The organism is Nonomuraea angiospora (assembly GCF_014873145.1).
Classification (GTDB): Bacteria; Actinomycetota; Actinomycetes; order Streptosporangiales; family Streptosporangiaceae; genus Nonomuraea; species Nonomuraea angiospora.
The window spans coordinates 10373874-10393501 of the sequence record NZ_JADBEK010000001.1; the positions used below are offsets into that span (position 1 = coordinate 10373874).

Annotated in this window: 17 protein-coding genes; 9 read left to right on the top strand and 8 right to left on the bottom strand. The window is 71.1% G+C overall.

Features of this window, described 5'->3' with window-relative positions:
• Positions 1–309 precede the first annotated feature (309 nt).
• Positions 310–2016, top strand: coding sequence for a 2-isopropylmalate synthase (leuA, locus tag H4W80_RS47875; protein ID WP_192791133.1), 1707 nt, complete (start codon positions 310–312; stop codon positions 2014–2016).
• A gap of 256 nt (positions 2017–2272) precedes the next feature.
• On the opposite strand, the gene H4W80_RS47880 is transcribed toward leuA, so the two are convergent.
• Positions 2273–2896 (bottom strand): Uma2 family endonuclease, encoded by a 624-nt coding sequence (locus H4W80_RS47880; RefSeq protein ID WP_192791134.1) that lies wholly within the window; start codon positions 2894–2896, stop codon positions 2273–2275.
• A gap of 162 nt (positions 2897–3058) precedes the next feature.
• Here H4W80_RS47880 and H4W80_RS47885 point away from each other — a divergent pair, with 162 nt between their 5' ends.
• Genes H4W80_RS47885 through H4W80_RS47895 form a run of 3 tightly spaced genes read left to right on the top strand, consistent with a single transcriptional unit; the run spans position 3059 to position 7392 of the window.
• A complete protein-coding gene (locus tag H4W80_RS47885) occupies positions 3059–4444 on the top strand; it encodes an MDR family MFS transporter (protein ID WP_192791135.1) in 1386 nt (461 codons plus the stop codon).
• A complete protein-coding gene (locus tag H4W80_RS47890; RefSeq protein ID WP_318787392.1) occupies positions 4441–6795 on the top strand; it encodes a PEP/pyruvate-binding domain-containing protein in 2355 nt (784 codons plus the stop codon). The genes H4W80_RS47885 and H4W80_RS47890 overlap by 4 nt, the downstream gene beginning before the upstream one ends.
• A 6-nt stretch (positions 6796–6801) precedes the next feature.
• Entirely contained in the window at positions 6802–7392 is a 591-nt protein-coding gene (locus tag H4W80_RS47895; RefSeq protein ID WP_192791136.1) for a TetR/AcrR family transcriptional regulator, read from the top strand.
• On the opposite strand, the gene H4W80_RS47900 is transcribed toward H4W80_RS47895, so the two are convergent.
• A complete protein-coding gene (locus tag H4W80_RS47900; RefSeq protein ID WP_192791137.1) occupies positions 7379–8257 on the bottom strand; it encodes a hypothetical protein in 879 nt (292 codons plus the stop codon). The genes H4W80_RS47895 and H4W80_RS47900 overlap by 14 nt on opposite strands.
• A 163-nt stretch (positions 8258–8420) precedes the next feature.
• Positions 8421–9113, bottom strand: a complete 693-nt coding sequence (locus H4W80_RS47905; protein WP_192791138.1) for a TetR/AcrR family transcriptional regulator — start codon at positions 9111–9113, stop codon at positions 8421–8423.
• Between the two features lie 113 nt (positions 9114–9226).
• Here H4W80_RS47905 and H4W80_RS47910 point away from each other — a divergent pair, with 113 nt between their 5' ends.
• The 3 genes from H4W80_RS47910 to H4W80_RS47920 are packed head-to-tail and all read left to right on the top strand — an operon-like array spanning position 9227 to position 11378.
• A complete protein-coding gene (locus H4W80_RS47910) occupies positions 9227–9580 on the top strand; it encodes a YrdB family protein (protein WP_192791139.1) in 354 nt (117 codons plus the stop codon).
• A gap of 2 nt (positions 9581–9582) precedes the next feature.
• On the top strand, positions 9583–10494 hold the full coding sequence (locus H4W80_RS47915; protein WP_192791140.1) for an NAD-dependent epimerase/dehydratase family protein: 912 nt from the start codon (positions 9583–9585) through the stop codon (positions 10492–10494).
• Complete coding sequence (locus tag H4W80_RS47920; protein WP_192791141.1) at positions 10491–11378, top strand: Gfo/Idh/MocA family protein; 888 nt, start codon at positions 10491–10493, stop codon at positions 11376–11378. The genes H4W80_RS47915 and H4W80_RS47920 overlap by 4 nt, the downstream gene beginning before the upstream one ends.
• On the opposite strand, the gene H4W80_RS47925 is transcribed toward H4W80_RS47920, so the two are convergent.
• The 4 genes from H4W80_RS47925 to H4W80_RS47940 are packed head-to-tail and all read right to left on the bottom strand — an operon-like array spanning position 11362 to position 15741.
• Positions 11362–12183: a trypsin-like serine peptidase gene (locus H4W80_RS47925; RefSeq protein ID WP_192791142.1), complete on the bottom strand. Its 822-nt coding sequence runs from the start codon at positions 12181–12183 to the stop codon at positions 11362–11364. The genes H4W80_RS47920 and H4W80_RS47925 overlap by 17 nt on opposite strands.
• Positions 12184–12240: 57 nt before the next feature.
• Positions 12241–13245 carry an acetamidase/formamidase family protein gene (locus H4W80_RS47930; RefSeq protein ID WP_192791143.1) on the bottom strand — a complete coding sequence of 335 codons (1005 nt, stop codon included), beginning with the start codon at positions 13243–13245 and terminating at the stop codon, positions 12241–12243.
• Positions 13245–14609 carry an APC family permease gene (locus H4W80_RS47935; protein WP_192791144.1) on the bottom strand — a complete coding sequence of 455 codons (1365 nt, stop codon included), beginning with the start codon at positions 14607–14609 and terminating at the stop codon, positions 13245–13247. Before H4W80_RS47935 ends, H4W80_RS47930 begins: the two co-directional genes overlap by 1 nt.
• 52 nt (positions 14610–14661) lie before the next feature.
• Positions 14662–15741: a substrate-binding domain-containing protein gene (locus H4W80_RS47940; RefSeq protein WP_318787393.1), complete on the bottom strand. Its 1080-nt coding sequence runs from the start codon at positions 15739–15741 to the stop codon at positions 14662–14664.
• Positions 15742–15790: 49 nt separating this feature from the next.
• On the opposite strand from H4W80_RS47940, the gene H4W80_RS47945 reads away from it, so the two are divergent.
• Positions 15791–16237, top strand: coding sequence for a MarR family winged helix-turn-helix transcriptional regulator (locus tag H4W80_RS47945; RefSeq protein ID WP_192791146.1), 447 nt, complete (start codon positions 15791–15793; stop codon positions 16235–16237).
• Between the two features lie 359 nt (positions 16238–16596).
• Here the strand turns inward: H4W80_RS47945 and H4W80_RS47950 are convergent, their stop codons facing one another.
• Positions 16597–17874: a Glu/Leu/Phe/Val family dehydrogenase gene (locus H4W80_RS47950; protein WP_192791147.1), complete on the bottom strand. Its 1278-nt coding sequence runs from the start codon at positions 17872–17874 to the stop codon at positions 16597–16599.
• A gap of 206 nt (positions 17875–18080) precedes the next feature.
• Between H4W80_RS47950 and H4W80_RS47955 the strand changes: the two genes are divergently transcribed.
• Positions 18081–19628 (top strand): alkaline phosphatase D family protein, encoded by a 1548-nt coding sequence (locus H4W80_RS47955; RefSeq protein WP_192791148.1) that lies wholly within the window; start codon positions 18081–18083, stop codon positions 19626–19628.

Genomic DNA, 19628 nt, shown 5'->3' on the forward strand with positions numbered 1-19628 from the left:
CGTACATCGAGAACCAGAGGCGTCCCGACTGACGTTCCGAATACAAGCCCAGGTCAGGGAAGCGTTCGAGCGGCTGGAAGGATGCGTGACCTGCCTCAGCGTCCTGGTACCGGACTGAGGGCGACGCGCCGCCTTCTCAGGATCTGAGATCCGGAGCAGTGCACCGCGAGACGTCTGGTAACGTGCAGGGCATGCTGCGCGGACTGCTTCTTAGCTGCCGCGGCGGGGGCCACTGAGGCCGGCTCCCTCGCCGCGGAGCCAGTCATGCGCGTCGGCCGCTTTCTTCCGACCGACGAGGAGCCAGCAGACATGACCGCCCAGCAGCCCAGCCCTATGCCGACCCATCGCTATCAGGCGTTCGAACCCATCCGCCTGACCGACCGCACCTGGCCCGACAAGGTCATCACCAAGGCGCCCCGCTGGTGCGCGGTGGACCTGCGGGACGGCAACCAGGCCCTGATCGACCCGATGGACTCCCATCGCAAGCTGCAGATGTTCGAGCTGCTCGTACGCATGGGCTACAAGGAGATCGAGGTCGGCTTCCCGGCCGCCTCGCAGACCGACTTCGACTTCATCCGCCAGATCATCGAAGAGGGCCGCGTCCCCGACGACGTGGTCATCCAGGTGCTGACCCAGGCCAGGCCGGAGCTGATCGAGCGCACCTTCGAGGCCATCGAGGGCGCCAAGCAGGCCATCGTCCACCTGTACAACTCGACCTCCACCCTCCAGCGCCGCGTCGTGTTCGGCCTGGACAAGGAGGGCATCACCGCCATCGCCGTCGAGGGCGCCAAGCTGGTCAAGAAGCTCGCCGACGCGACCGACGTCGACGTCTACTTCCAGTACTCTCCCGAGTCGTTCACCGGCACCGAGCTCCAATACGCCGTCGAGGTGTGCGACGCGGTCAACGACGTGTGGCAGCCCACCCCCGACCGCAAGGTCATCATCAACCTGCCGGCCACGGTCGAGATGGCCACCCCCAACATCTACGCCGACCAGATCGAGTGGATGCACCGCAACCTCAAGCACCGCGACTCGATCGTCCTGTCGCTGCACCCGCACAACGACCGCGGCAGCGCCGTGGCCGCCGCCGAGCTGGGCTACATGGCGGGCGCCGACCGCATCGAGGGCTGCCTGTTCGGCAACGGCGAGCGCACCGGCAACGTCTGCCTCGTCACCCTGGGCATGAACCTGTTCTCCCAGGGCGTCGACCCCGAGATCGACTTCAGTGACATCGACGAGATCCGCCGGATCACCGAATACTGCAACCAGCTGCCCGTGCACCCGCGCCACCCGTGGGGCGGCGAGCTGGTCTACACCGCCTTCTCCGGCTCCCACCAGGACGCCATCAAGAAGGGCTTCGAGCACCTCGAGCGCGACGCGGCCGCGGCGGGCGTGCCGGTCGACGCGTTCACCTGGGCGGTGCCGTACCTGCCGATCGACCCGAAGGACATCGGCCGCACCTACGAGGCCGTCATCCGCGTCAACAGCCAGTCGGGCAAGGGCGGCGTCGCCTACATCATGAAGGCCGACCACCAGCTCGACCTGCCGCGCCGGCTGCAGATCGAGTTCTCCAAGGTGGTGCAGGCCCGCACCGACAGCGAGGGCGGCGAGATCAGCCCCACCGCGATGTACGAGATCTTCCGCGACGAATACCTGCCCAACCCGGCCAACCGCTGGGGCCGCCTCAGCCTGATGGCCCACCGCCACGAGTCCACGGTGGACGACAAGGACCGCATCGGCGCCGACGTCCGCCTCGACGGGGAGATCCGCGAGATCGCGGGCGCGGGCAACGGCCCGATCTCGGCCTTCATCGACGCCCTGGCGGGGGTCGGCATCCAGGTGCGCGTGCTCGACTACGTGGAGCACGCGATGAGCGCCGGCTCCGACGCCAAGGCCGCCTCCTACCTGGAGTGCGAGGTCGACGGCAAGGTGCTGTGGGGCGTCGGCGTCGACGCCAACACCACGACGGCCTCGCTCAAGGCCATCATCTCCGCGGTCAACCGCGCCTCGCGCTGAGCACAAGCGTCACACCGGACCCCGCATTGACCTGCCTGGCCGGTGCTTGGCATGCGCCCACAAGGCCACGCCCGAATCAACTCGACCGCGCCCCGATCAGGGAAAGCGCGGTCGAGTCGTTTCTGCCAAGGAAGGGTTCGACCTTCTACGTGCCGGGAGTACACGCGTACGTCTCGCCGTAGCGCTTCTGGGCGATGCGCATGAGCTGATCATGTCCGTGGATCCACGAACCCCGAGCGAGGTGCTCGGTAGGGCTTCAGAATTGCAGGTCCGCCCAGTCGATGGTGAGCGGCAGCGGGTTAGTGATCGCAGGGGCGGGATCGGCCTCTTTCATGAGTGTTCCCACATGTTTGTAGAGCATTGAGGCGAGGTCGAGCCGGTAGCGCTCGATGGTGGACACGCCGATCTGGTCGAGGCGCACGATCCAGTAGTGAGGAATACCGGCCTTGGCATACTCGCCAAGCTTGTCGGTTGTGTCCTGGGTTTCCGAGCCGGGTGACACGATCTCAACGACCAGCAGGGCGTGCTGCGCACGGAGTTTCTCTCCGCGCTCCCGGTCCAGGCATCGATACATCACGACGTCGGGGCGGCGGTTGAGTAGCGGTACGTCTCGCAGCCGGAGGTCGACGTCGTTGTTGACGGTGAGGCACTCATGTCCACGGCTCATCGCGTCCCTGGCGTAGCGCTCCAGGAGGTTGGCCAGCCGCCTGCCTGCGCTCTGATGATCGGGAGCAGGGGCCTCGCAGTAGACCACGTAACCGTCCACGATCTCGATCGCCCTTGCGATCTCCTCCGGGAGCTCCTCGTACTCCTCGGCTGTGACCCTGCTGGGTTGAGGACGGATGCTGTGGAGCCAGCTGTCTTCCGGCAAGGCTGTCATCGGCAACTCCTCGATCGCAGGCGGCAAGGCAAGCTTACGGAGTCCGGGGGTTGCGTGAGGCTGTTGCCCAGCAGCCTCGCCTTCGGCATTAGTGAACGTTGCGTTTCTTCAAGTTGAACCCTATGCTCCTTAGAGAACGGCTCGTTCTCTAAGGAGGGCCTCATGGGCGCCGTGCTGTCCGGCTTGATGCTGGCGATGCTGCTGGGCGCGCTCGATCAGACGATCATGGCGCCCGCGCTGCCGGCCGTGGCGGGCAGCCTGGGCGGGCTGGGCCAGATGCCCGCCGTCGTCAGCGCCTACCTCGCCGCCGCCACCGTGGTCATGCCCGTCTACGGCAAGCTTGGCGACCGGTACGGCCGCAAGCCCACCATGCAGGCCGCCATCGTCGTGTTCGTGACCGGGGCCGTGCTGTGCGCGATGGCCACGTCGATGCCCCAGTTCATCGCCTTCCGCGCCGTGCAGGGCCTGGGCGGCGGCGGGCTGATGATCGGGGCGCAGGCGATCATCGGCGAGGTGGTGAGCCCGCGCGAGCGGGGCCGCTACCTCGGGCTCATCGGGGCCATGTACGTGGTAGCCGCCGTGGGCGGGCCGCTGATCGGAGGGTTCTTCGTCGATCGGCTGAGCTGGCGGTGGATCTTCGCGATCTACCCGCCGCTCGGGGTGCTGGCGCTCGTCGTGCTGAGCGTCACCCTGCGGCTGCCGAGACCGCGCGGGCAGGCGGGTCGGGCGCCGCTCGACGTCGCCGGGGCCGTCACGCTGGCCGTCGCCGTGGTCGGGGTGGTCCTGCTGGGGCAGACCAGGAACCCCGTCTACCTCGGCGTGGCGGCCGCCGGGGCGCTGGCGTGGCTGGTCAGCGCCCGGTTCGCCAAGGACCCGATCCTGCCGCTGCGACTGTTCCGCGACCGGGCGTTCGCGGTGCCGGTGTCGATCAGCCTGCTCATCGGGTTCGCGTTGTTCGGGACGATCACGTACATGCCGGCCTACCTGCAGATCGCACTGCGCTCCAGCGCGACGGGGGCGGGGCTGCTGGTGACGGCGCTGATGGCGGGTGTGCTCGCCACGACCGTCGTGTCCGGGCGGCTGATCACGCGGACCGGGAGGTACCGGCCGTACCCGATCGTGGGCACGGCCGTGGCCGCCGCCGGGCTCGGGCTGATCGGCCTGACGGGCCGCGACCCGCTGGCGCTGGCCGGCGCGATGCTGGTGACCGGGCTGGGGGTCGGGCTCGTCATGCAGACCATGGTGCTGGCCGCCCAGAACGCCGTGGAGTACGCCGACCTGGGCACCGCCACCTCGTCGGTGACTTTCCTGCGCCAGATCGGCGCGTCCGCCGGGGTGGCGCTGGTGGGCGCGCTGATCACGCTGAGGTCGGGGATCTCCGCCACGAACCCGTCCGACGTCCCCGACAGCATGCGGGACGCTTTCGCCGCGGCCGTGCCGCCGGTTTTCGCGGCCATGGCGCCGCTGCTGGCTGTGGCGTTCTTCCTCGCGCTGGCGCTGCCGGCGCGTCCGCTTCGTACCACCGCCTACGCCGAGGAGAGATCGTGAAACTCGTCGCACCGCTGGACTCCTTCGGCCGGGGCGACCTGGCCATGGCCGGGGGCAAGGGCGCCAACCTGGGCGAGCTCGTCAGGAACGGCTTCCCCGTCCCCGGCGGCTTCGTCGTCACCACCCACGCCTACGACGTGATCGCCCAGGGGCACGGCACGCGGGCGTACTTCGAGCAGGTCGAGCTGCCCGACGAGCTGCGGGAGGCCGTCGCGGGCGCGTACGCCGCCCTCGGCGGCGGGCCCGTGGCCGTGCGCTCCAGCGCCACCGCCGAGGACCTGCCGGGGGCCGCGTTCGCCGGCCAGCAGGACACGTACCTGAACGTCGTGGGAGAGCAGGCGGTGCTCGACGCCGTACGCCGCTGCTGGGGCTCGCTCTGGACCGACCGCGCCGTCGCCTACCGCGCCCGGCTCGGCATCGACGACTCCGAGGTGCGGATCGCGGTCGTGGTGCAGAGCATGGTCGAGGCGGACCTGGCGGGCGTCATGTTCACCGCGAACCCGGTCACCGGCGACCGCGCGCAGCTCGTCGTCGACGCCAGCAGCGGGCTCGGCGAGGCAGTCGTGTCCGGCCTGGTCACGCCCGACCACTACGTGATCTCCGACGCCGGCACGGCCTTCACGCCGGGGCGCCGCGAGGTCGTCATCAGGGGCGCGGCGGACGGGGGAGTGACGCGAGAGACAGGCTCGGCCGCTCAGGAGCGCCTGCCCGACGCGGCGCTTGGGGAGCTGGTCAGGCTGGGGAAGGAGGTCGCCGCGCACTTCGGGCGGCCCCAGGACATCGAGTGGGCGTACGCGGGCGGTCGCGTCCACCTGCTGCAGGCCCGGCCCATGACCGCGCTGCCGCCGCCCCCGCTCGGGAGGCTCAACCCGGCCCAGCGTCGCGTCGCCAGCGTTCTGATGGAGTACCTCCCGGAACGGCCCTATCCGATCGACATGACGACCTGGATCCCGTACGGCCCCGTCGGGCTGATGGCCAGGGTGGCGGCCGGCTTCGGCATAGCCGGCGTGTTCGAGGGGTTCCTGCGGGAGGAGGACGGCGTCGTCTACCAGCTCGTTCCGCAGAGTCCGCGCCCCACCAGGAACCTTCCGGCCGTCCCGTTCAGCCTGCTGGCCAGGGCCAGGAAATTCGACCCCGCCCGCTGGACCGAGGACCCGCGCTTCCGCGCCTACCTCGCCGGGGTCAGGGAGCTGGCCGCCCGCGACCTGGCGGAGCTGCCGTGGGCGGAGCTCGTCCGCATGCCCAGGCAGGCCCTGGACCTGGTGGGCCCGGTGACCGGCCTGCGCGCGGACTACCTGCCCGGCACCGGGCTCGCGCTGCTGCGGCTGCTGGTGGCGGTCAAGCTGCTCGGGCGCGGCCGCCTCTTCGGCGACCTGCTGCACGGGGCGCGTACCCGCACCACCGACGCCAACCAGGCGCTGGAACGGCTGGCCGAGCTGGCCAGGCGGACGGGCGCGCTCGACGGGGGCCCGAGGCCGGCCGAGTTCGAGGAGGAGCTGCGGGCCTTCCTGGCCGAGTACGGCCACCGCGAGACCTCCAGCCCGATCCTCGTCACCACGCCCACCTGGTCCGACGCCCCCGGGACCGTCATCGACCTGATCAAGGCGCTGACCGCCGGGCCGCCCGCGCGGAAGGACGGCGACGACGCCCTCGACCGGCTGCTCCGCCACCCGTGGCTGACAGCCGGCGGCCGCGCCCGGATGCGGCGGCGGGTGGAGGCCGCCCGCGCGGGCGTCGCCTTCCGCGAGGACAGCCACTTCTACTTCATGATGCCGCAGCCCATCCTGCGCAGGTCCCTCCTGGAGATCGGCCGCCGCCTGCGCGGGCAGGGCCTGCTCGACCGGCCGGAAGACGTCTTCCACCTGCGGCTGCCGGAGCTGGAGGCCATCCGCGACGTGACCGCGACGGCTGGCGCGGACCGGGAACGGCTGCGTGAGGCGGTCCGGGCGCGGGCGGCCAAGCGGGAGGAGCTGTCGGGCGTGCGGCTGATCGACCCCGCGGCCGTCTTCCCCGTCCGCGAGACGGGGGACGCGCTGGTCACCGGCTCGCCGGCCAGCGGCGGCGTGACGACCGGGCCGGTTAAGGTGATCAGGGAGCCGAGCGAGTTCGCCAAGCTGGAGAGCGGCGACGTGCTCGTCTGCCCGTACACGAACCCGTCGTGGACGCCCCTGTTCCAGCTGGCGTCGGCCGTGGTCGTGGACGCCGGCGGCGCGGCCTCGCACGCCGCGATCGTGGCCAGGGAGTACGGCATCCCGGCCGTCATGGGCACCGGCAGGGCCACCTCCGTGCTGGCGGACGGCCAGCCGGTAACCGTGAACGGCGACACCGGTCGCGTCACCCGGGCTCTCTAAGATGCCATGGTGACCGACCACCGCAAGCTGCCGCGACGCCGGGGCGAGGCGCTGAACACCGCGATCTTCCAGGCGACGCTCGACGAGCTGGCCGAGGCCGGCTACGCCGGGCTGACCATGGAGCGCGTCGCCGAGCGGGCCAAGGCCAGCAAGGCGTCGCTCTACCGGCGCTGGCCCACCCGCATCGAGCTGGTGATGGACGCGGTCTACAACTCGCTGCCCGCCCCCGGGTCGGCGCCAGACACCGGCAACCTGCGCGACGACCTGGTAGCCATGCTCAGGATGACGTCGAAGGCGCTGTCGGGCCCGGCGGGCGAGGCCATGCGCGGGCTGCTCGGCGAGGCGCTGAGCAGCGGCTCCCCGCTGCGCGCCCTGCGCAAGGACTCCCAGAGCACCACCAGGAGGCTGATGGCGGAGGTCGTCGGCCGGGCGGTCGAGCGCGGTGAGGTCGCCCCCGAGGCCGTCACCCCGCGCCGCCTGGACGCCGGTCACGCCCTGCTGCGCCACCACTTCCTCTTCGAGGGCTCGCCCATCCCCGACGAGCTCGTCGTCGCGATCGTGGACGAGGTGCTGGTGCCGCTGTTCACGCGGGGCTGAGCTGGCCCATCACGGTCCTGCCACGCCTGATCGCGCTCCTCGCCACCAGCGCGGCCATCCACACACTCACCAGCGCGCTCGTCGTCACTGTCCCCACGAACGACCACCACACGTTCTCCCGGCCCATCACCAGCAGAATCGCGACAGGCACCCAGGCGAGCGTGTTGCAGATGGCCGCCGTCGCGAGGACCTGGCCCATGCGGCGCACCTCGGCGCCGAACGCGGTCGAGTCCGCCGCCGTCATGGGCAGCGCCAGCACCAGCGCCATGATGGGCGGGACCAGGAAACCGCCGACCATCGCCTCGCCCAGCGGTCCGGTGGGATAGCCCACGTCCAGGTACGCCATGCTGACGAAGCCGAGGCCGACCAGCCCGACAGGTATGACGAGCACCACGGCCGTCACGATCACCGTCCGCGCCGTCATCCGGGTGATCGGATCCTGTGCGGAACGCCGCCGGGCCGCGAAGCAGGCGGAGAGCAGCGGCGTCACCGAGAGCACGGCCATGGCGCCCGCCCCGGCGTGGAGCAGCCGCGCCAGGTCGTGCAACCGGCCGGCGATCGAGCCCGCGCCCGCCGCCCCGGCCCATGCGCCACGCATGCTGACCAGGTCGGCCGTGTCGCGCAGGCCAGGGTTCCACAGGAGCAGGAGCGCCGCCCCCATGCAGGCCAGGACCGCCGCGAGCGGAACCGCCAAGGTCCCGGCCCCCGGGACCCGCCGGTGGTGCAGCCACGCGTCGGCCGCGCCCGAGACCAGGTCGAGCACCGTGCGCACGCCTGCCGGGCGCGAGGCGACCAGATCGGCGACCTCCTCGCCGTAGCGCTCCCGCCACGCCTTCGGGTAGAGGCTGAGCATCGCCATTGCCATCGCGCATCATGCGAGCCCCCAAACCGCTCCCGTGCGCCTGGCCCCTGCCTGCTCGATGCGGCGCAGGGTGGCGAGCTGCTCGCCCAGCGCCGAGCGGCCGCTCTCGTGATCCGGTACGGCTTGCGTCGCTCGGCCGACTCGACCGGCTCGATCCAGCCGCGTCTTACTGAGCAAGCCCGAAGGTCGAGCCCGCCAGCCGCATCGAGTGCTCGAACGCCGCGCGCCTGTTCTCGATCGTGTTGTTGAACTGGCCGAACACCTCGAAGTTGACCCACCCGTACAGTGCGGTCCACGCGGACAGGCCGCGCCAGAGCATGTCGTCGGGCACGCCGGGCATGAGCCCGCGGAACGCCTCCGCCTCCTGCGCCAGCTCGGGCGGGGCCTGGCCGGCAGGGGGCTGGAGCGCGCCCGCGGCCCAGGCGTCGGAGACGATCCGGCCCAGCACGGTGACGTCGCGCACCCGGGCCGCGATCGTGTCCTGGGGCGCCTGGTAGCCGGGCACGGGGGAGCCGTAGAGCAGCGCGTACTCGTGCGGGTGCGCCACCGCCCAGTCGCGTACGGCGTGGCAGGCCGTCATCCACCGGCGCGGGTAGTCGTCCTGCCGGCACTCGGCGTCGGCGCGCTCAACGCTCTCGCCGAGCGCGTTGTAGCCGTCGATGATCAACGCGGTCAGCAGGTCGTCGCGGCTCGGGAAGTAGCGGTAGATGGCCGAGGAGACCATGCCCATCTCCCGGGCGACGGCCCGCAGCGACAGGCCGCCGGCGCCCTCGGTGGCGAGCTGGCGGCGCGCGATGTCGGTGATCTCCCTGGTGAGCTCGGCCCTGACGCGTTCTCTGGCGGTACGGCTGGCTGTCATGGGAGCAGGCTATCAGAGCGGTGCAAAAAAACGAGAGCACTGCTCTTGACGATCGCTGCTCTCTTGAGAGAGCATTGCTCTCGTAAGCGAATGACAGTTCACGGAGGACCGTAATGCTCGGCACAGTCAAAGGCGCCAACGCCGTCCTGATGTTCTTCCTGGAGCTCGGCGTGCTGGCCTCCGTGGGCTACTGGGGCTTCACCCTGAGCGCCGCCTGGTGGATCAAGCTGCTGGCCGGAGTGGGCGCCCCGGCGCTGTTCATCGCCGCGTGGGCGCTGTTCGGGGCCGGCGGGGGCGCCAACGCCACGTTCCCCCTCACCGGCCTGGCCCGCGCCGCGCTGGAGATCCTCTGGTTCGGTGGGGGCGCCGCCGCGCTCTACGCCTCCGGCCTGGTGACCCCCGCGGTCGTCTTCTTCGCTGTGTTCGTCGTCAACGCGGTTCTCCGCATCGTCTGGAAGCAGGTCTGATCATGGGTAAGCACGTCGTCGTGGGCTCCGGCCAGGTCGGCACGCATGTGGCGAACAAGCTTCTCGCGCAGGGACACGAGGTCACCGTCGTGACCCGCTCGGGCAGCGGTCCCGAAGGGGCCGTCAAGGTGGCCGCCGACATCTCCGACAAGGCCCGGCTGATCGAGGCGGCCAAGGGGGCCGACGTCCTCTACAACTGCGTCAACCCCCAGTACCACCGCTGGCTCACCGACTGGCCGCCGATGGCCGAGTCGTTCCTGGCCGCCGCCGAGGCGAGCGGCGCCGTCTACGTGATGCTCGGCAACCTCTACCCGTATGGGCCCGTCGACGGCCCCATGACCGAGGACCTGCCGCTCGCCTCCGCCAACCCCAAGTTCCGGGTGCGGGCGAAGATGTGGCGGGACGCGCTGGCCGCGCACGAGGCGGGCCGGATCAGGACGACCGAGGTGCGCGGCTCCGACTTCTTCGGCCCGGGCGCCAGCGACCAGTCCTACCTGGGCGACCGCTTCCTCGTGCCGCTCAGGGAGGGCAAGACCATCCAGCTCGTCTACCCCCCGGACATGCCGCACAGCTGGACCTACCTGCCCGACGTGGCGGACGCGCTGATCGTGGCCGGCGGCGACGAGCGGGCCTGGGGCCGGCCGTGGCACGTGCCCACCGGCGACCCGCTGAGCTTCCGCCAGCTGGGGGAGCGGATGGCCGCGCTGCTCGGGCGGCCCGCGCCCAAGTTCGCGCGGCTCCCGTGGCCGCTGGTCAGGGTGGCCGGCCTGTTCTCGCCCATGATCGGGGAGCTGGGCCACGTCAGATACCAGTTCACGCAGCCGTTCGTGCTCGACTCCTCGGCCTTCCAGACCACGTTCGGTGTCGCGCCTACGCCGATCGAAGTGGCGCTCAAGGCTACGCTCGAGGCGTGAAGATAGCCGTGATCGGCCTGGGTGACATCGCGGAGAAGGCCTACCTCCCCGTGCTCGCCGCCCAGCCCTCCCTCGACCTGCACCTCTGCACGCGCAACCAGGCCCGCCTGGACCGGCTCGGCGACACCTACCGGATCGCCGGGCGGTCCACGAGCGTGGACGAGGTGATCAAGGCGGGGGCCGACGCGGCGTTCGTCCACGCGGCCACCGAGGCGCACCCGCAGATCGTGGAGCCCCTGCTCAAAGCCGGGATCCACGTCTACGTCGACAAGCCGATCGCCTACACGCTCCAGGAGTCGGAGCGGCTCGTACGGCTCGCGGAGAGCGAGGGGAGGTCGCTGATGGTCGGCTTCAACCGCCGGTACGCGCCCGGATACGCCGGGCTCGCCGCCCATCCCCGGCACCTCGTCCTCATGGAGAAGAACCGCGACAACCAGCCCGACGAGCCGCGACGGGTGATCTTCGACGACTTCATCCACGTGGTGGACACCCTCAGGTTCCTCGCCCCCGGCCCGGTGACCGGCACCAGGAGCCGGATCCGCGTGAAGGACGGCCTCCTCGAGCACGTCGTCCTGGAGCTGACGGGCGACGGCTTCACCGCCATCGGCGTCATGAACCGGGCGAGCGGGGCGAGCGAGGAGACCTGCGAGGCCATGGGCGACGGCGCCAAGCGCCGCGTGGCCAACCTCGGCGACGTCGTCGACTACCGGGGCGGCGAGACGCTCGCCCGTCGCCCCGACTGGGTGCCGGTCGCCAGGCAGCGCGGCATCGAGCAGATCTGCCTCGACTTCCTCGCCGCCGTGCGCGAGGGCCGCCGGATCGCCGCCGACGACGCCCTGGCCACCCACGCCCTCTGCGAGGAGATCGTCAGCCGGGCAGCTTGAGCATCTCCTTGTCGGCCCTGGCGAACATCCGCCCGAACACCGACTCGCCCAGCCTGGTCAGCACGGTGTACCCCTGGGTGTCGGTCATCGGGCTGGAGGAGGACACAACGCCGGCCAGCGCGTCGCCGTACAGGGCGGGACCGCCGCTCCCGCCGGCGGCGGCGTGGCAGTTGCGCGTGATCATCAGCCCGGGCCCCTCGGAGAGTCCCTCGGTCGCGTCGCCCACGCACCGGTACATCTTCGTGCCCGGATAGCCCTTGCCCGCCGGATAGCCGAGCAGTTCGAGCCCGCGCAGCTTCGTGCCCCTGGTGGTGGGCATCGGCCGCACGCCCTTGCCGGTGACGGCCTCCAGCGGGCGCTCGCGGCGCTCCACACCGACCAAGCCGACGTCGTACGGCAGCAGACTCGCCGAGTACGGCTCGGTGCGCCACTTGGCCGGCACCCACACGCGCACGGCGGGCCAGACCCCCAGCTTCGGTTGCCCCAGGTCGTAGCCGGGCAGGAAGGTCACCTGCTGGAGCGAGCGGCCGTGCTGGTAGAGGCAGTGCGCCGCGGTGACCACCAGGCTGCGGCTGCGCGAGCCGATCACCGTGCCCCCGCACAGCACGTTCGCCCGCGTCACGGCGTCACGGCCGAGCAGGACGCCCGTGAGCCGCCGCGCCCCCGTGTAGGGGCGCGGGACCGGCGCGTAGCCCAGGCGGTCGCCGTCGGGGGTCAGGACGCTCGGGACGGGGACGTTACGTTGCGGCACCTCGGCGACGGCGGTGGGGTCGAGCAGGACCAGAGACAGCACCAACCTGAGCACACTCCCACCTTAAGGCGACGATGATCAGTGCTCTGACCTGCGACATCAATCTTTACCTCAACTTGTGTACCGAGAGCCCAGCGCGCGCAGCCGGGCGTGCGCCGACTCGTAGACGGCCGGCCGGCCCAGATACGCCTTGGGCAGTTTCGCGACCATCGTGTAGTTGGTGTCGCAGACGTTGCCGACGGGCGCCTGCCCGGCCTGGCTGACGAGCTGGTAGGCGTCCAGCGTGTCCAGGCCGGTCAGCTCCGACGTCCAGGTGACCAGATCGTGCTGGCTGATCCGGTACGCGTCCTCCAGCGGCCTGGCCGAACCGGTGGACATCAGGTGCAGATCGTCCTCCAGTCGCGGCCACGGCGTCGCCACCCCCTTGATCAGCTCGACCGCGACCACGGTGTTCATGGCCGACTCCACGGCGGTGCCGCAGACCTCACCGTGCCCCTGCAGCCCGTGGCCGTCGCCGATCGAGAACATCCCGCCCTCGACGTTGACGCCCAGGTAGACGGTGACGCCCGCGCGCAGCTCCGGGGTGTCCATGTTGCCGCCGTGCGCGTCCGGGGTGATCGTCATGCGGGCCTCGTTCGCGGCGGGGGCCACGCCGACCGTGCCGTGCATCGGGTCGAGCGGCAGCGCCACGCTGAAGTCGCTGTTGCGGGCGTGGTAGACGGCCACGCCCTGGTCGAGGTCGATGTCGTACCGCCAGACCCGCTCCTCCAGCGGCGGCTGCAGCATGGCCGTGGTGTGGGTGCCGGTCAGCGCGCCGAAGTGGGGGAACGTCGTCGACACCGCCCAGTCCCTGGCCGGGGTGATTCTCACGAAGTGCAGGGCCAGCGTGTCGCCGGGCTCGGCGCCCTCGACGTGAAAGGGGCCCGTCACCGGGTTCAGGTAGGGGAACTCGCACACCTGCGACGGCAGGTCGTCCACAGTCCGCACGCGGCCGCCGAAGCAGTCCTCGGTGTAGAGCTCCAGGATCGTGCCCGGCCGCACCTTGCCCACGGCCGAGCGTCCCCCGAAGGTGTAGCTCAGGTCCTCCGGGGAGGGGCGGTAGGAGACGACGTTCATCAAACCTCCGAGGGGAGTGCGGGCCGGCGGCCGAGGGCGTACGAGATGCCGAGGACGAGGAGGCCGACGGCCAGCCAGATGCCGCCGGCCCACTGGGCGTAGACGCTCTGGTTGAGGACGACGGCCACCAGGACGACGATGCCGGCCACGGGCACGACCAGGTGCGCGAGCCAGTTGCGGCTGCGCCGCCTGATGACGTAGTGGACGACGACGGAGACGTGCAGCAGCAGGAACGCGGCCATGGCGCCGAAGTTGACCAGCGAGCTCAGCTCGCCGATGCCGGTCGGCCGCGTGCTCATGTAGACACCGATGATCAGCGAGAGCGCGGCCACCACGAGGGTCGCGTTGACCGGCACCTTGTGCCTGGGGTCCACCTTCGCGAGGAACGAGGGGAGCTGGCGGTCGCGGCCCATCGCGAACAGCAGGCGCGAGGTGGCCGCCTGCGCCACCAGCGAGTTGGCGAACCCCCACGCGACGGCGGTGGCCACGGCCGTCAGCACCGACAACCAGTGCCCGCCGGCGAACTCCGCGGTGGTGTAGAACGCGCTGCCCGCCGGGTCGTCCTTCGCGATCAGAACGTCCCGGCCGGGGGTGAGGAGCGCGGCGACCCAGGTCTGCGCCACGAACAGCACCGCGGCCAGCCCCAGCGCGGCCACCATGGAGCGGCCGAGCCGGCGGGCGTCCTCGCGGTTCTCCTCCGCCAGCGTGGAGATGCCGTCGAAGCCGAGGAACGACAGCACGGCCACGGACGCGGCGGCCAGGACCACGCTCCAGCTGAATCCGGCGGAGTCGAAGAACGGGGTCAGCGCGCCGGTCTGCGCCTTGCCCTGGGCCAGCGCGACGCCGCCGACCACCAGGAAGATCGCCAGCACCGCGAGCTCGGCCACCAGCATGATCCGAGTGATCCTGGCGGTCATCTGGATGCCGAGGTAGTTCACGACCGTGTTGAGCGCGACGAACGCCACCAGCCACAGCCAGACGGGCACGGCGGGCACGAACGAGTTCATGGCCACGCCGGCCACCAGGTAGAGCAGCGAGGGCACGAGCACGTAGTCGAGCAGGATCGACCACCCGGCGATGAACCCGACGGGGGCGGCGATTCCCCGGCCCGCGTACGTGTAGACCGAGCCGGCCATGGGGAACGCGCGGGCCATCTGCGCGTACGACAGTGCCGTGAACGCCATCGCGACCAGGCCGATGATGTACGCGAGCGCCACCATCCCGTGGGAGACGGCGAAGACGTGGCCGAAGATGCCGAACGGGGCGATCGGCACCATGAAGATCAAGCCATAGATCATCAGGTCGGCGAAGCCTAAGGAACGCCGGAGTTCCTGGCGGTAGCCGAACTGCTCGACTGTGCTCATGCACGGCTCCTAGCTGCGTGGGGGGCGATTCGCACCCTAGGGCCAAAGCTTTCTACTGAAAAGGTTTCTCTAGAAAGAATCCCAGGCCGTCCGCCCTGGCCAGGTGCACGGGATGGCGCACCTGGCGGCCGATCAGCGTGAGCGTGCCCCGGGCGCTGGTGATCTCGGTGCCGTCGGCGACCGCGTCGAGCGCCGGCACGGCCAGCGACCCCGCCCGCGCCGCCAGCGCGGCCAGCATCGCCACGGCCTCGTAGCAGCCGTGGCCGTGGGCGTTCAGCATGGGGGCGTCCGCGCCGAACCTGGCCGCGTACCGCTCGGCGAAGTCGAGACCGGCGTCGGTGGACAGGTCGCGGAAGTAGCCCATGGACGCGTACAGCTCGCCGGTGACGTCCCCGCCGGCGCCCAGCAGGCCGTGCTCCTCCAGCGCCCCGCACAGCCGGGCCGCGCCGAGCCCGGCGGCCGCGTACGCGCGGTTGAACGCCATGAGGTCGCTGCCGATCAGCGTCAGCAGGATGGCGTCGGGCCGCGCGTCCGCCACCCGGTCGAGGAGGCTGACGGCCCCGCCGTACGGGACGAAGCTCTCGCCCACCACGCTCGCGCCCCGGGCGCGCAGCCGCCTGCGGGCGCCGGCGTGCACCAGGCGCGGCCAGACGTAGTCGTTGCCCAGCAGGTACCAGCGGCGGGCCCGGCGCGTGCCGGCCAGCCACTCGATGCCCGGCGCGAGCTGCCTGCCGGGGGTCTCGCCGAGGAAGTAGACGCCCGGCGCGTGGCCGCCGCCCTCGTACGGGGGCGCGTAGACGAACGGCACCCGCCCGGCGATCGCGGCCACGACCTTCACCCGCACGTCGCTCGCGTGGGCGCCCGCGACGGCCTGCACCGTCCGCGAGCCGACCAGCCCGGCCACCTCGGCCGCCACCTGGCGCGCGGGCCGGCCGCCGTCGATGAGCACCAGCTCGACCGGCCTGCCCAGCACGCCGCCCCCGGCGTTGACCTCCTCGGCGGCCAGCACCGCGCAGTTGATCGCGCACGGGCCCATCAGGCCGAGCACCCCCGACACGGGCACGACCAGGCCGATCCTGATCGACTCCGACGGTATGAGCCGCGCTTCCAACGGATCGACGGTCGCCGCCACGCCGACGAGTATCCTCCGTTCTAGCTCTCCGATGAAAGGACCTTTCTCCATGACCACCCCTGGGCTCGGGTCCTCACTCGCGTACCTCCTGAGTCGCGCGGAGCGCAGCGTCAACCGCGGGCTGGCCGCGGTGCTGGCCGGCGAGGACGTCACGGTCGAGCAGTGGCGCATCATGCGGGCGCTGGCCGACGGGCGCGGCGACTCGATGGGCGAGCTGGCGGAGGCGGTGCTGATGCCGCACCCGACGCTGACCAAGGCGATCGACCGGCTGATCGACCGGGCGCTGGTCTACCGCGGGCCGTCCAAGGGGGACCGGCGGCGGGTGGCGGTGTTCGTCTCGGACCGGGGGGCGGAGCTGCTCGCGCGGGTGGACGGGGCGGTGGCCGAGCATCACGGGCTGATCGCGGGGGCCTTCGGGAGGGAGCGTACGGAGCAGCTCATGCGCGACCTGGAGAGGCTGATGGAGGCCCTCGACTACGCCGAACTCCGCGTCTGACCCGCCTGCCGGCACTTTCCCCAAGGAGACCTCAGCCACGGTCGGCGGAGTCGTCTCGCCGTCGCGGGGCGCACCGCCGACGTGGGCTGGGGTCCCTTGGAGGAGAGAGGCGAGGGGCGAGTGATGGGGCGCGCCGCTGATGCGGGCGGGGTCCTTTGGAGGAGAGGGGCGGGGGTCGGGCGGCGAGCCGGTGCCGTCGTCGGCGGGCTGCTGGGCGATGCGCGCTTCCGCGCTTCCCCCAAAGGGACCTCAGCCACGGTCGGCGGGTCCCTCGCGGGTGGTGAGGTGCTTCGGGGGAGGGGTGGGCGCGCGGTGGTGGCGCGCCCACCGTTGGTTCAGCCGGTGGGACTGAGGTGTGGTTACGGGTAGAGGCCGCGGAGCTGGTGGGCCTCGACGACGCGGCCCACGCCGATGACGTGCGCCGCCTGCCGGAGCGTCAGGCCGCGTTCGGCCGCCACCGACTTCACCTCGGCGAACGCCTCCAGCATCAGCTCGCGCAGCTTGAGCTCGACCTCCTCGGCGCTCCACGAGTAGGCCTGCAGGTTCTGCACCCACTCGAGGTAGGACACGATCACCCCGCCCGCGTTGGCGAGGATGTCGGGCACCACCGTGGTGCCGTTGGCCGTCAGGATCTCGTCGGCCTCGGGCGTGGTGGGGCCGTTCGCGCCCTCCACGATCAGCCGGGCGCGGATCCGGGGCGCGTTGGCCTCGGTGATCGCGCCTTCGAGGGCCGCCGGGACGAGGATGTCCACGTCCAGCTCCAGCAGCTCGTCATGGGTCAGCGCGTCGGCCTCGCGGAAGCCGCGCACGCCCCCGGCCTCGGCCGCGTACGCGACCAGGGCGGGGATGTCGAGGCCGCCGCGCGCGTACACGGCTCCCGTGGCGTCCGAGACGGCCACCACCTTGCAACCCGCGTCGGCCAGGAACTGCGCGGCCGGCGCGCCCACCTTGCCGAAGCCCTGCACGGCGACGGTGCTGCCGGCGGGCGAGCGGCCGAGCGCGGCCAGCGCCGCGATCTGCACGCCGCGCGAGGTGGCGGAGACGCGTCCGTGCGAGCCGCCCAGCGTCTTCGGCTTGCCGGTGACGACGCCGGGCACCGGGAAGCCGGTGTGGACGCTGTAGGTGTCCATGATCCAGGCCATGGTCTGCGCGTCGGTGCCGACGTCCGGAGCCGGGATGTCCTGCTCTGGGCCGATCAGCGGCATGACCTCGTTGACGTAGCGGCGGGTCATGCGCTCCCGCTCGCGCTCGGTGAGCGTGGACGGATCCACGGCCACGCCGCCCTTGGCGCCGCCGTACGGGATGCCGACCAGTGCGCACTTCCACGTCATCCACATCGCGAGCGCGGTGACCTCGTGGATGTCGGTGTCCGGATGAAACCGGAGCCCGCCCTTGGCGGGTCCCCGCGAGACGTTGTGCTGGACGCGGAAGCCCTGCACGACGTCCATGCGGCCGTTCTCGCGCCGGACCGGGACCGAGACGGTCAGCGACCGCCGGGGCGTGGCCAGCATCGTGCGGAGCCCGTCGTCGAGTCCGAGCTGCTCGGCGGCCTGGTCGAGCTGGTGGAGTGCGGAATCGAGGGCCTGACGGCCCGGGGTGATCAGGGCCGGCGTCTTTGACGGCACCATGATGCTCATGGAAGAGAATCCTCCTGCTATGACGCCCTTTTTAAAGCAGGAAGCGCCGTTGCCTCCCACTTTGGGCGTGTTGTCTCGATCATCCTAAGGCGGAGGGTTTGACCTTGCCTAGCAGTCGATGAAATCCCGAGGTGCTGTGGACCGTGCCACTCTGGCAGGCTTGCGTCCGGTCAGTGTGCCGAATCGTGAATATCTCGGGGAGTGAGATGCCCGCACTCGTGATGGGGCCGATGCTGCGATACGTGGACTCGGTCAGCGCCTCGATCTGGGTGGAGACCGCCGAGCCCTGCACGGTCACCATCGAGGCGGACGGCAGGTCTTACCGGTCGCCTACCTTCACCGTGCACGGTCACCACTACGCGATCGTGGATCTCGTTGAACTCTCCCAGGATATCGGGTCGTATTCGGTGAGGCTCGACGGGGAGCAGGTATGGCCTCTGGCGGGTCGCCCGCCGAGCCGGATCCGGCTGCTGCCCGCCGACGGGGTGCGCAAGCTGGCGTTCGGCTCGTGCCGCACCAGCGTCCCGCATGACATGGCGCACGTCCTCACCCACGGCGACGACGTCCTGCGCGCGTACGGCGAGCACCTCCCCACGGCCGACGACGACGAGTGGCCCGACCTGCTGGTGCTCCTCGGCGACCAGGTCTACGCCGACAACCCCTCGCCCGCGATGCTCGAATACATCCGCGACCGCAGGAGCACGGAGCCGCAGGGGGAGATCGCCGACTTCGAGGAGTACGCCGAGCTCTACCGCCTGGCCTGGACCGACGAGGAGATCCGCTGGCTGCTGTCCACCGTCCCGTCCGCGATGATCTTCGACGACCACGACCTGCGTGACGACTGGAACACCTCCCAGCCGTGGCGCGAGCAGATGGCCGCCGTGCCGTGGTGGCAGCGGCGCGTCGTCGCGGGGCTGGGGGCGTACTGGATCTATCAGCACCTGGGCAACCTCTCGCCGGCCGAGCGCGCGGAGGACCCGCTGCTGCGCAAGCTGATGGACGGCGACGGCGGCGCGGCCCTGGACGAGTTCGCGGAGAAGGCCGACGCCGAGCCGAGCAGCAACCGCTGGAGCTACGCCCGCGACCTCGGCAGCGCCCGCCTGATCATGGTGGACACCAGGTGCGCCAGGCAGCTCACGCCCGGCGACCGCCGCATGCTCGACCCGGGGGAGTGGGCCTGGCTGGAGGAGCAGGTCGCCGCCCCGGCCGAGCGGCTGATCATCGGCTCGTCGATCCCGTTCCTCCTCCCCGAGGGCGTCCACGGCGTGCAGAACTGGAACGAGGCCCTGTGCGACGGCAAGTGGGGCCCTCTGGCGCGGCGGTGGTCGGAGAAGTTCCGGCAGGCCATCGACCTGGAGCACTGGGCGGCGTTCCGGCGTTCGTTCGAGGACCTGTCGAGGCTGCTGGTGAAGACCGGCAAGCCCGTGCTGATCCTCTCGGGCGACGTCCACTACTCCTACCTGGCCAAGGCCGGCGCCGGGCAGATCTACCAGATCGTCTGCTCGCCGATCCGCAACCCGCTCAGCCGCATGCTGCGCTGGGCCAACGTGTTCACCCAGTTCTCGATCGCCACGCTGGTCGGCGGCCTGCTGGCGCGGCTGGCGGGCATCCCGAAGCCGCCGTTCAGGTGGCGGGTCACGAACGGGCCCTGGTTCCAGAACGCGGTGGCCACGCTGACCCTGCCCGACGAGGTCACCTGGTACGAGTCCGTCGGCGATGCGGTCAGGCCGATCGACTCCGTCCGCCTACGCTGA

Coding starts and splice junctions, on each gene's coding strand:
- leuA (WP_192791133.1), top strand. CDS start 310: ATGACCGCCCAGCAGCCCAGCCCTATGCCGACCCATCGCTATCAGGCG.
- H4W80_RS47880 (WP_192791134.1), bottom strand. CDS start 2,896: ATGACAGCCTTGCCGGAAGACAGCTGGCTCCACAGCATCCGTCCTCAA.
- H4W80_RS47885 (WP_192791135.1), top strand. CDS start 3,059: ATGGGCGCCGTGCTGTCCGGCTTGATGCTGGCGATGCTGCTGGGCGCG.
- H4W80_RS47895 (WP_192791136.1), top strand. CDS start 6,802: ATGGTGACCGACCACCGCAAGCTGCCGCGACGCCGGGGCGAGGCGCTG.
- H4W80_RS47900 (WP_192791137.1), bottom strand. CDS start 8,257: ATGGCAATGGCGATGCTCAGCCTCTACCCGAAGGCGTGGCGGGAGCGC.
- H4W80_RS47905 (WP_192791138.1), bottom strand. CDS start 9,113: ATGACAGCCAGCCGTACCGCCAGAGAACGCGTCAGGGCCGAGCTCACC.
- H4W80_RS47910 (WP_192791139.1), top strand. CDS start 9,227: ATGCTCGGCACAGTCAAAGGCGCCAACGCCGTCCTGATGTTCTTCCTG.
- H4W80_RS47915 (WP_192791140.1), top strand. CDS start 9,583: ATGGGTAAGCACGTCGTCGTGGGCTCCGGCCAGGTCGGCACGCATGTG.
- H4W80_RS47930 (WP_192791143.1), bottom strand. CDS start 13,245: ATGAACGTCGTCTCCTACCGCCCCTCCCCGGAGGACCTGAGCTACACC.
- H4W80_RS47935 (WP_192791144.1), bottom strand. CDS start 14,609: ATGAGCACAGTCGAGCAGTTCGGCTACCGCCAGGAACTCCGGCGTTCC.
- H4W80_RS47945 (WP_192791146.1), top strand. CDS start 15,791: ATGACCACCCCTGGGCTCGGGTCCTCACTCGCGTACCTCCTGAGTCGC.
- H4W80_RS47950 (WP_192791147.1), bottom strand. CDS start 17,874: ATGAGCATCATGGTGCCGTCAAAGACGCCGGCCCTGATCACCCCGGGC.
- H4W80_RS47955 (WP_192791148.1), top strand. CDS start 18,081: ATGCCCGCACTCGTGATGGGGCCGATGCTGCGATACGTGGACTCGGTC.